Source organism: Paenibacillus sp. J22P165, assembly GCF_059692015.1.
This window is the reverse complement of the sequence record NZ_JCAUAP010000029.1, coordinates 21,201-31,605: the sequence shown is the minus strand read 5'-3', so window position 1 is coordinate 31,605 and position 10,405 is coordinate 21,201. Positions and strand designations below refer to the sequence as shown.

8 protein-coding genes are annotated in these 10,405 nt (G+C 43.2%); 6 read left to right on the top strand and 2 right to left on the bottom strand.

The features are described from left to right. The first annotated feature begins 296 nt into the window (after nt 1-296). Nucleotides 297-1,562, top strand: a complete 1,266-nt coding sequence (locus AC58QM_RS35190) for an IS110 family RNA-guided transposase (protein ID WP_497289316.1) — start codon at nt 297-299, stop codon at nt 1,560-1,562. Between the two features lie 378 nt (nt 1,563-1,940). Here AC58QM_RS35190 and AC58QM_RS35185 read toward each other — a convergent pair whose 3' ends face one another. Further along, nucleotides 1,941-2,201: a hypothetical protein gene (locus tag AC58QM_RS35185; protein WP_497289314.1), complete on the bottom strand. Its 261-nt coding sequence runs from the start codon at nt 2,199-2,201 to the stop codon at nt 1,941-1,943. Nucleotides 2,202-2,794: 593 nt separating this feature from the next. On the opposite strand from AC58QM_RS35185, the gene AC58QM_RS35180 reads away from it, so the two are divergent. From AC58QM_RS35180 to rocF, 4 genes are all read left to right on the top strand, one after another. Continuing rightward, nucleotides 2,795-4,126, top strand: a complete 1,332-nt coding sequence (locus AC58QM_RS35180; protein WP_497289313.1) for a spore germination protein — start codon at nt 2,795-2,797, stop codon at nt 4,124-4,126. Next, the gene (locus tag AC58QM_RS35175) at nt 4,123-5,229 is read left to right on the top strand and encodes a GerAB/ArcD/ProY family transporter (protein ID WP_497289312.1); all 1,107 of its coding nucleotides are present in this window, start codon (nt 4,123-4,125) and stop codon (nt 5,227-5,229) included. The genes AC58QM_RS35180 and AC58QM_RS35175 overlap by 4 nt, the downstream gene beginning before the upstream one ends. Next, nucleotides 5,226-6,332 (top strand): Ger(x)C family spore germination protein, encoded by a 1,107-nt coding sequence (locus AC58QM_RS35170; protein WP_497289311.1) that lies wholly within the window; start codon nt 5,226-5,228, stop codon nt 6,330-6,332. The genes AC58QM_RS35175 and AC58QM_RS35170 overlap by 4 nt, the downstream gene beginning before the upstream one ends. Before the next feature lie 478 nt (nt 6,333-6,810). After that, the gene (rocF, locus tag AC58QM_RS35165) at nt 6,811-7,722 is read left to right on the top strand and encodes an arginase (protein ID WP_497269617.1); all 912 of its coding nucleotides are present in this window, start codon (nt 6,811-6,813) and stop codon (nt 7,720-7,722) included. 249 nt (nt 7,723-7,971) lie between these two features. Here rocF and AC58QM_RS35160 read toward each other — a convergent pair whose 3' ends face one another. Further along, on the bottom strand, nt 7,972-8,442 hold the full coding sequence (locus AC58QM_RS35160) for an NUDIX domain-containing protein (RefSeq protein WP_497289310.1): 471 nt from the start codon (nt 8,440-8,442) through the stop codon (nt 7,972-7,974). Nucleotides 8,443-9,220: 778 nt separating this feature from the next. On the opposite strand from AC58QM_RS35160, the gene AC58QM_RS35155 reads away from it, so the two are divergent. Then, nucleotides 9,221-10,396, top strand: a complete 1,176-nt coding sequence (locus tag AC58QM_RS35155; protein WP_497289309.1) for an AraC family transcriptional regulator — start codon at nt 9,221-9,223, stop codon at nt 10,394-10,396. Nucleotides 10,397-10,405: the final 9 nt, after the last annotated feature.

The window sequence follows — 10,405 nt, the reverse complement described above, 5'->3', positions numbered from 1 at the left end:
AAAACTTTCCAAAGCAATTTTGGAGGGTTATTTGGCATGCTCAGTAATTAGTATAGCACCTTCTTCTCGCTTTTCTATTGAAAAATCTTGACAAGTTATTAGCTGGTTTAGCTGAGAAGGCTGCCGTTCCATGCTATCGACAGCCTTCTCCTGATACTAATTGAGCTATAGTTCACCGTTAGATTCCTGTAGATGGATAAATTTCAGCTTTGTAAAAAAAGGAGCGCCTCTGTACGATGGAAGTACGCTACGGGTCAAAAGCCCTTTAATTCCATCATCCAGGAGGACGCTCTACTATGAAGTTTAAATCACAAGATAAGCAAAATCAACTCATTGAAAACATTACCGTTAATCATATTGTTGTTGGTGTAGACATTGCTCAGGAGACCCATGTTGCCAGAGCGGTTAACTTCCGTGGTGTCGCTCTCGGTAATCCTTTAGTGTTTAGTAATGACGAAGATGGCTTTAAGTCCCTCGAGCGTTGGATTCGCGACTTGTTCGCTTCATATAAATTATCTCAAGTTATCGTTGGTATGGAACCGACTGGCCATTACTGGTTAAGCCTTGCAGGGTGGCTCAAAAACAAAGACATTGAAGCCGTACTTGTTAATCCTCACCTAGTTAAAAAGAATAAAGAAAACCGCGACAATACACGCTCTAAAAGCCACAAAAAAGATGCCTTAGTTATTGCCGACATGGTGAAAAACGGCTACTACTCCCCTGTCCGTTTCCACTCCTCTGAGTATGAGGAGCTGCGGATTCTCATGGCTAACCGAGAAACAGTCGTTAAACGCCTTGTAAGTGCCGTTAACCAGATCCACCGCTGGGTTGACATTGTTTTCCCTGAACTAAGACAAGTCTTTAAGATTTTAACTTGCAAAGGTGCGTTGTTAACCCTCCAGCTATTTCCGCTACCATCTGACCTCTGTAAACTGAGTCCTGACGATGTCATTAAGGGATGGCAGAAATCAATGAAGCGACATTCGGGTGTACGTAGAGCTCATCTTCTCATCGACCTTGCCAAGAAAACTGTGGGTTCTAAGCAAGCAACACATGCTTACAAACTCTATCTAGAGCAGCTCCTTGAGGAGCATGACTTAGCTACTAAACAACTGCAGAGGATAGAAAAAGAAGCCAAAGACGTTGTTGAACGAATCCCCTATTCAGGCAAAATCCTTGCCATTACTGGAATAAGTCCAATTGCTCTAGCTGGTGTTTTAGGAGAGTCTGGGGATCTTAGCGGTTATGCGCACGGGAACGCTCTACTCCGTCACGCAGGCCTCAATGTGACCGAAGCAAGCTCGGGTAAATGGAAAGGACAACTGAAGCTCAGTAAACGGGGCCGTCCACGACTGCGTCACTTTCTCTATTTAATTACAATGTGCATGGTCATAAGTAACCAAGAATTTAAAGCCTTACACCACTACAATGTTCAGGAGAAAAAGCTTAAAAAGATGAAGTCTATCATGAAGTTCTGTGGAAAACTAGCTCGACTCTTAGTAGGAATGGCCCGTAGTGATGAAGCCTACAACCCAAATAAAATCTTTGCATTAGCAGCTTAACATAAACATTATCTCACGCAAGTTGGCGTATTCGCAGGAGACAAAGAAAGCACGGAGTATCGGGATACATTACGCAAAAAGGCTCCGACCTGTTCCGTTAGAAAGACCGACCTCCACCCCTTAGATAGATGTGACGAAGGAATGATAGGGCGCTTGACCCGTTGAGACATGGGAGTGAAAATCGCTAGGGGCATCGTGGAGAATACGTGTAGCATTTGGAATGAATTGGGTGATTCAACTCCACCTCTGTTCCCGCATGCCTTTTTAACGACATATCCTAAAATATCTCGCTATCTTTCATTCATCATTGATATCTAAAGGATGAAATCCTGCGAATAGACGAGCTTGCGTGAGGAAATTAAATCATACCGAGGGAGCTTAATGATTGTTTGGTTCCTTCGTCTTTACTTTCTCTTCATCTTGCCTTTGGACCATATAAGCATGGATCTTTCTAAGTTCTTCTAGGCTTTCACCTACGTGCTTGGCTACCTCCTCCACCTGCTTTGCAGCCTTGATCTGATTGAAGGCTAAGCCGGATACATTTTCACGATCAATATACTCGATCTCCCTATACATCAAATACCCGATAGTACCGAATATGATGAACATAACAAGGGCTGCATATATTCCAATCATCATCATCATCATTCACCCCACACACGAAAAATGCTCATATAATGCCTCATATAATGCCCTATACATACACTTAGAATACGTTGTGCAGGGTTAAGTGCTGTTGCTTGCATAACTGCCCTCTAGGCTTAATGACAAAATTAATAATCCATTACAAACCTAACCTTTACTATCATAGCGCATTATGCGCATATGTTTGTGTCGCCGGACTTCAACGGTTCACATGGCCTTGCAAAGTAGATCACTAACAACATTCAATAAAACATGCGTTTTGTTGAATGTTATATGACGCGCCAAAGGGATCCCGATTCTCCTGAGTAGTGTCCATCCATTGACACACAATGCTATGCCAATAAGCTAACCCACAATACATTTGCGCTAGATTTTGCAGCAATGAGCTGCAGTTAGGGGTACAATCTAGACTATTTCCTTTTTTACAAGTCAAATACATTGTTTAAAAACAACCATTTAAACTAAATTCGCCCGTTCTTCAGTTGCCTTAAGATGGTCTAGATTTTTTTCGTTTTTGTAGCGTATATCTTCCCAGTGAATGAATTCCTAAATTCTGGTCATTATAAGCCTAGAAGGAGGGGGAAATATTGCCAACCGTTGATATCGCTTCAATTCAAGAAGCCCTCTGTCATACCGACGATTTTATCATTCGAGAACTGAATATGGGCGAAGACAAAGCCGTGCTTCTGTATTTGGAAACGATGTGCGACAAGGCAAAAATTGAACTTAGCCTTCTTAAGCAGTTACAGCGTGAGTCCAATGATGGGCAAGTAGCGATGCGCATGGAAGAACTGCTGACCGCCACCAAAGTAAAGCCCTGCCTCTCGGAGCAAGATGCTGTTGAGGCTCTGCTTGAAGGCAGTGCCATAATTTGCAGCGAAGCAGGCGGTCTCTGCTACAGCTTCGATGTCAGTCAGCAAAACAGCCGCTCTCCAGAGGAGCCAGTAAATGAGCGCTCCTTAGCGGGCAATCGAGACGGTTTCGTTGAGCATTTGCAGACAAATCTGAATCTGGTTCGTAAACATCTGTCCACTGGTGAACTCAGAGTGCGTTATTTCAAGCTGGGCACGAACGCCAAGCGTCTAGTCGCTATGGTATGGTTGGATGGAACAGCCGATACGGGGATTGTAAATATTGCAACTAACCGTATATCATCAATGTCATCATCACACGACTTGCACCCCGGCCTAATTCGGAAAAATCTGAGGGAAAGCAAGTATTCCATCTTTCCGCAAACCCTCAGCACGGAACGCGTCGATTTTGCGGCCGCTTTGCTGGCCCGCGGAAGAATCTGCGTGCTTTGCGACCGAAGCAGTACATGCCTTATTCTGCCCGTTTCTTTTTATACGTTCATGTTGACGGCGGACGACCTTATACAAGGCACTTTGCCCTCATTATTGATGAGGATGGTCAGAGTAGTTGGGTTGCTGTTCGGCCTAATTCTGCCTAGTCTTTATATCACGATTGTCGGCTTCAATTATGAAGTCCTTCCGTTCTCCATGGTTAGCACCATCAAGGGCTCCTTGGAAAACGTACCCTACCCCCCGCTATTTGAAGTCTTACTCATGATTATAATTTTCCAACTCATTGCTGAGGCCACTCTCCGTCTGCCCTCGACGCTTGCCCAGATGACGGGTATCGTCGGCGGTATCACCATCAGTGAGTCACTCGTCCAAATTGGTTTCGTGTCCAACATCCTCATTGTTATCATCGCGCTTACGACGATTGGGAAGTTTGTGGTTCCATCGACGGAGTTACGCTCCTCAACGACGATAATGCAGTTCGCGATTATTATCGGGGCAACACTCTTAGGCTTTTACGGTATGATGTTCGTGTTTGTCATCATCCTCATTCACTTCCTTGCCCTGGAACCATACGGCGTCCCGTACTGCTTGCCGGTCTGGAGCATCAAACGATGAAGACTGTGAATATGCCCATCGGTCCCATTCAGTTGTTCTGTCTGCTGTTCCAAACGCAATTCGGTCTTGGGGTCTTATCTCTTCCGCATGCGGTTAACGCCGAGGCCGGGCCTGACGGCTGGATTGCCTGCCTGTTCGGCGGCCTGTTGAATACCATTCTATTGATTCTTGTCTGGATGCTTAGCGATCAAGACAGGAGCAAAACCGTGTTCCAAATGCTATTACAGCGACTCGGCCCGTACTTAGGACGCTTATTCATTCTGGCGTTTGCCGTCTATTCTTTTACGATATGCTATGAAGCCCTTGCGAGTTGGATTTTTATAACGCATTTATGGGCTTACGAGAATACTCCAGCTTGGATGATGGCGCTGCTGCTCATAGGCGGATGCACCTATCTCGTTTCCAATCCGCCACGTGTTTTCGCCCGCTTCGCCGTGTTCGCCACGGCGATCGTTCCATTGTTCATCGCGCTGATCTGCTATACGCTCAAGGATGCCGAATTGCACTTTGTGATGCCTCTATTTTCTTCGGGCTTAGTAAAAATCGGCTACAGCACTTGGCAAAGTATGATGTCGTTTATAGGCTTAGAAATTCTAATGGTTCTTTCGCCTTGTTTCCAGATGCCGTCTAAATCCGTCTTGCGTACTGCAATTCTCTGCAATATCACAATCACAGCCATCTATATGCTCTGCGTGTTCTCTTCGACGGTCATCTTCAATTCCGAAATAATCAGTTTCATCCGACATCCGCTGCTGTTTCAGTTCAAAACGATATCGTTTAAGCTCATCGAGCGAACGGATATCATCGTGCTGGCTGTTTGGATCCTGTTTATTATTACTACATTATCTAGTTATCTGTTACTGTTTGTGACCTCGGTGACTGCCATCGCAAGTCCCAAGAAGGGAATCAAACTTCCGGCGCTGCTCGTGAGCGCGCTTGTCTTGATCGTGCTTGGCCAACGGGAGCTGGATGTCTCGCAATTATCCCGCTTCCAAAGCTTCGTCTCCCTTTATGGGCCGGCAGCGGCAATCGGGATCCCGGCAATGATGTTAATGATGATCTACCTTAAAAGATGGCTATCAGGGGGGAAAGTTCGAACATGAAGCCGTACGTAGTACGCTTGCTCTTGGTTCTCCTCCTTCCAGGGTTGACCGGGTGCTGGGACCAACGTGAATTGAAGGAAATGCGGATCGAGGATGCAGAAGCCTTCGACTTGCTCGAAAACGATAAGATTCTGTTTTCTATATCCCTTCCGACCATTAAGTTAAAGAAACAAGCCCAATCCGAAGTCATTGTGCCAATCATCGGCGCTGAAGGAAGGACAATCAACGAGGCTTACATGGAAATTAAGAAAATCACCTCCCAAAATCTGGATTTCGGGAAAGCACGCATCATACTCATCAACAAACGATTGGCACGAAAAAGCTTGTATCCCGCGCTGGAGTCGTATTACCGTGAAGCCCATAGTCCGATCAATGTCAAAATGGCCATCGTGGATGATTCCGCAAGCAAGTTGCTGCAGTTGAAAGCGGAGGATCGTTTGATGGTCAGTGAGTATCTTTACGAATTGCTACAGAGCGGCGAAGATAACGGTCTGATTCCGAAATCCTCTCCATATTTAATTTATTCGATGTTAACGAATCACGGTACCGACGCTACGATTCCGATCGTCAATCCAAAGGGCGCAGATCGGGCTATAATAACGGGACTCGCGCTATTCCACAACAAGCAGATGACTGGCGAGCTTGACAGCAAAGCATCCGTGCTCTTCATCATGCTCTCGAAATCCAAACCTGATTACTTTACCATAACCGAGAAGGACATTTCTTCCAACATGTATGTTTCGCTGTTCATGAACCGAGACGGCGACCGTAAAATTGCCGTCACAAACGACAATGGCTCCGTCAGGGCGGTTATAAGTGCCGACTTCACTTGTGACCTAGTAGAAGTGCCCGATACTATTCACGTCGATGATGAAATGCTGAAGAAGCTCGGCTCGCAATTGGAGCAAAAGTTGAACGAAAGGGCGAAGGAAGTCATTAAGGAGCTACAACAAGCCAATTGCGATGCCTTAGGTATTGGGTTGGAAGTAAAAGCGCATCATTATCGTTATTGGAAAACAATTCAATGGGACAAGGTCTATCCCGAAATGTCCATCGAACCCAAAATCACCATAAACATCGTCAAAAGAGGCCTTTTGGAGTAAGGCAAACCGCATAATGATAAATCTGTGTTTAAAGAATCGCTCTCAGATACCCGCTTCAGGCTAGCTACCCAATGTATGTTGAGACCTGCGATATCACTAAACTCCCTCGGAGAACAATAGCTCAATAACAATGGCTAGGCTACAGAGAAGCTCGGTAGCCTAGTGAAAGTATCGGGTAGCATTCCGATTTTGTAGAAATACGAGGTTTGAAAATCTCGAGTCTCAGCGCCTTTCTTTCTTTTACGCGATTTCACCCATAATGCTGCCGTTTCAATCGTTCCAAGATTACACTGGCGAGCTATCTAAGGAATGCATCTCATTAACAGTTTGAGCGGCTTGAATGTCATCTACTGGGGAAATTTCTGACCGCTCATAGTAAAGAAGGATGGTTACATGTAGATTGGGAATGTTAGTCAAAGATGCGGAGCCTAAGGAGTTATTATCTAATCATTCAATCAAAGGAGTGGATCCGATGCGTATCAAACCTAAAATAGCTGCTATCAGTGTTAACTTTGATCTTGGAGCAGACCGCCGGGGCGCAAGTCATGGACCTAATGCCATTTTTGAAGCAGGGTTACTTCAATCGTTACACCAAATGGATTATACCGTTGATCACGTTGCTGATCTGCGTCTGGATAATGAACCAGCAATTCCCTTAGATGCTCAAGTGGAAACGTCGAATTTGAAACATTTCGCTGAGGTTATTGAGATCAATACCCAACTAGCTGAACAGATTTCTAAAGTCGTTAGCCAAGATTATTTCCCACTCATTATCGGCGGAGATCATAGTATTGCCATTGGCACAATTGCGGGATTATCTAATCATTATAAGCAGTTAGGGGTCATTTGGATTGATGCACACTCCGACTTAAATTCAGCAGATACAAGCCCGTCTGGAAACATACACGGCATGTCGCTTGCGGTCAGCCTTGGCATCGGGCATCCCTTATTGACCAACATGAAAGGTATAAATCCGAAGGTGAAACCAGAAAATATAGTGCTTATCGGAGCTCGATCTCTGGATGAGGGTGAGAAGAAACTAATTCGCTCCCTTGGTATAAAATGCTTTACCATGTACGATATTGACCGAAAGGGCATGGCACATGTGATGCAAGAAGCAATTGATTATATTAAATTAAGAACGGATGGCGTTCATCTCAGCTATGATGTTGATTCTGTGGATCCTATTGAGGCACCTGGCACAGGGACTGCCGTCAAAGGTGGACTTCAATTCCGCGAAGCTCATCTCGCCGTCGAAATGCTGCATGAAGCAGGTATTGTGACTTCTGCTGAATTTGTTGAAGTGAACCCGTTACTCGACAATAGCAACAAAACCTCCGAGTTAGCGGTAAGCCTTATCAGTTCCTTCTTCGGTGATCAAATTCTATAATCGACTACGCAGGAGTCCTTTCATTTGTTTATTTATATGTAACAATTAAACAGTTCAAAAGATTCATTTTTAGTGTTTCTAATTCGCATCAGATATTAATCAATGAGTCTCATTCAACCAATATAAGTGTTGCGTGGTAACTTTAATTGCATTATACTGCCCGTTCGTCGGCAAAATAGGGAACGTCAGACTGCGTACAGCCGACGATCCCTATTTAAGTAACGTTTATAATTAGCTGAAGGAAAGTGTTTAATTTATATCTCCCGTATAGAATACATGTGGTATTTCACCATTTGCAATTTCAATTATGTTTTTAATCAATCCTTTTGGGAAAAACCTAAATTCATTAAGATTTGTTACTGGAATCCACTCAATCCCAATGCAGTCCTCATCTGGGGCAATCCCATTTCCGATATTAAGCTCATCTACTATCTCACAGATAAAAACATGGTCCACCACATGAGTATTTGGGTCTATCAAATTGTTTTCATGATGATTCTTTCCAATGTACTCCCTTAGAAACACGAATTGCTTTACTTTTATAAGGCATCCTATTTCCTCTAGAAATTCTCTTTGAAGCGCTTCGACTAAACTTTCACTATGTTCTTGACCGCCACCTGGTAAGGTATAATCAGCTTCGAATTTATCGTCATGTTTCTTGATGGTTAACAATCTATTATTTTTAATTACGATTCCCTTTACACCGCTTCGAACTATCAAGACGTTTCCTCCTGTCAGAGGGCAATTTATTTATTTACTAATTCGAGAGGGATTTCGTGATTCCTGTATGATCTCTATTGAAAGTATTCTGCCCGTTAGTTTAGCGATGACTTGTAAGAGCTTAAAAAGAACGTTTAGATGGCTCTGTCGGGAATGAGATCAAGTACTTGTCAAAATCGGGAATGGGATCAAGTTCTTGTCATTGGGTTTTGACAAGAACTTGATCCCATAAAATAAAAAACCGCGGTTAACACGGCAATTAATGAGATAATGTTCTTGTCACCCGACACCACCGGCGGCGGCGGTTGTATTGTTTGTTTGATTTGTTTGTTACAGCCAGTTCTTGGTTATCCAACCACAATCTTCGGTTTTGCTCCCGTAAGATCGGGGAATCATTCACTGTCAAAATGATGGAATCATCGTTCAGCTTAATTACTTCTGATTTTAGACAAATAATAACATAAAAACAACAACAAGAACTCTAAAGAAAATGATTCAATTTCTGATTCTTCTATCAATAATCGAGTTACCTCCCTTAAGAATAAGGAGAAGATTCAAGAAGGCTTCTTTTAATTGGTCATACGAATCTTGAAGGGAAGGAGTGATTTTCATATGCTCTCCTTTCGATAAACTGAGAAACCATTAGGTTACACTAAGTAAATATGCAATATGCCAAAGGCCACTTTGAAAAATACATGTTTTGGAAATTTGAATTTGGAATTGATTGAATGTTAGTATTGTAGATATAGATATTTACTTAAGGTTGTGGAGGGTTCGTATGAATGCCGCCGAGGAAAAAGCACGATGCTTTCACTACTTACACGGAATTGATCTCATTGGAGCTGATCACGAAGGACAGCTTGTGTTTGCATGTGTCCAACCGGAAAGACAAGCGCTGCTTGCCAGAACACGGCTAATTATGAAGGAAATGATCGAGGAAATGTCACATTCTGAGCATCCCTACTACTCATTTTGGGAGCAGTATTTAAGTGTATATCATGCTGTAGTTACTTCAACAGAAAACAAACCTTTCTATCTTATTTTAGGTCCTATTGGTTTAAACACTTCTGTAAGGGAACTTGATAAGTTGATCCCTATTAAAAATAAAAAAGAACTTGAATATTTAGGAAGATTACTATATTGGTTGTTCAATAGAGAAGACGAAAATACCTTACCGCTATCAAAAACGTTTCGTGTAACGCCTCCCCCATCTCCACGAGTATTGCCTGAGGTATCTTTGGTCAATCTTTACTATGAACGTGAACCTTTACATATAACCCTAGAGGAATATGAACGGTTGAAGGGGAAGATGCAGACCGGTGATGTCGAGATTGTTCAAAATCATTTAGAGTCGATAACAAGCTTTCAAGAAGGTGTAAACCGCTTTGAACTTGCGAGCGGGGACATCCTTCGTTCCGCAAAAAATCATTTCATCTCGACGTGTGCGATCGTTTGCCAAATCACTGTGGAAAGTGGCGTCGAAAATGAATATGCAAGAACGCTTGCCTACAGATTAATCGTTCGGGCAGAGAATCTTAGTTCAAGAGCTGAAATTGTCCTACTCATGAAAGAGATGTTTATACTGTTTACAGCAGCTATCAAACAATTCGCGAATCCCCAGTACTCGGCATTAGTGCGGGATATTATTCATTATTTGCATACTCATTTCTTCGAGAAAATTTCGTTGAATTCCGTAGCAAAGAAATTCGACAAACATCCTTCTTATATCTCGAATAAGATCAATATGGAAACTCGCCGGTCTTTTAGTGAGAATTTGAATGACATTCGAATATCGGAGAGCAAGCGTCTGCTGACTGACTCATCAAAGTCGATCCATGAAATTGCAGTTGCAGTCGGTTTTGACTATCAGAACCACTTTGCGAAAGTGTTTAAGAAATTGACAGGTGTTACACCATCTGAGTATCGAAATAAACATCGAGTTACTTCATCCTAGCTTCTCGAC

Bases quoted from the DNA above. Each gene is read 5' to 3' on its own strand.
- AC58QM_RS35175 (WP_497289312.1), top strand. From the start codon at position 4,123: ATGAAGACTGTGAATATGCCCATCGGTCCCATTCAGTTGTTCTGTCTG.
- AC58QM_RS35190 (WP_497289316.1), top strand. From the start codon at position 297: ATGAAGTTTAAATCACAAGATAAGCAAAATCAACTCATTGAAAACATT.
- AC58QM_RS35155 (WP_497289309.1), top strand. From the start codon at position 9,221: ATGAATGCCGCCGAGGAAAAAGCACGATGCTTTCACTACTTACACGGA.
- AC58QM_RS35185 (WP_497289314.1), bottom strand. From the start codon at position 2,201: ATGATGATTGGAATATATGCAGCCCTTGTTATGTTCATCATATTCGGT.
- AC58QM_RS35170 (WP_497289311.1), top strand. From the start codon at position 5,226: ATGAAGCCGTACGTAGTACGCTTGCTCTTGGTTCTCCTCCTTCCAGGG.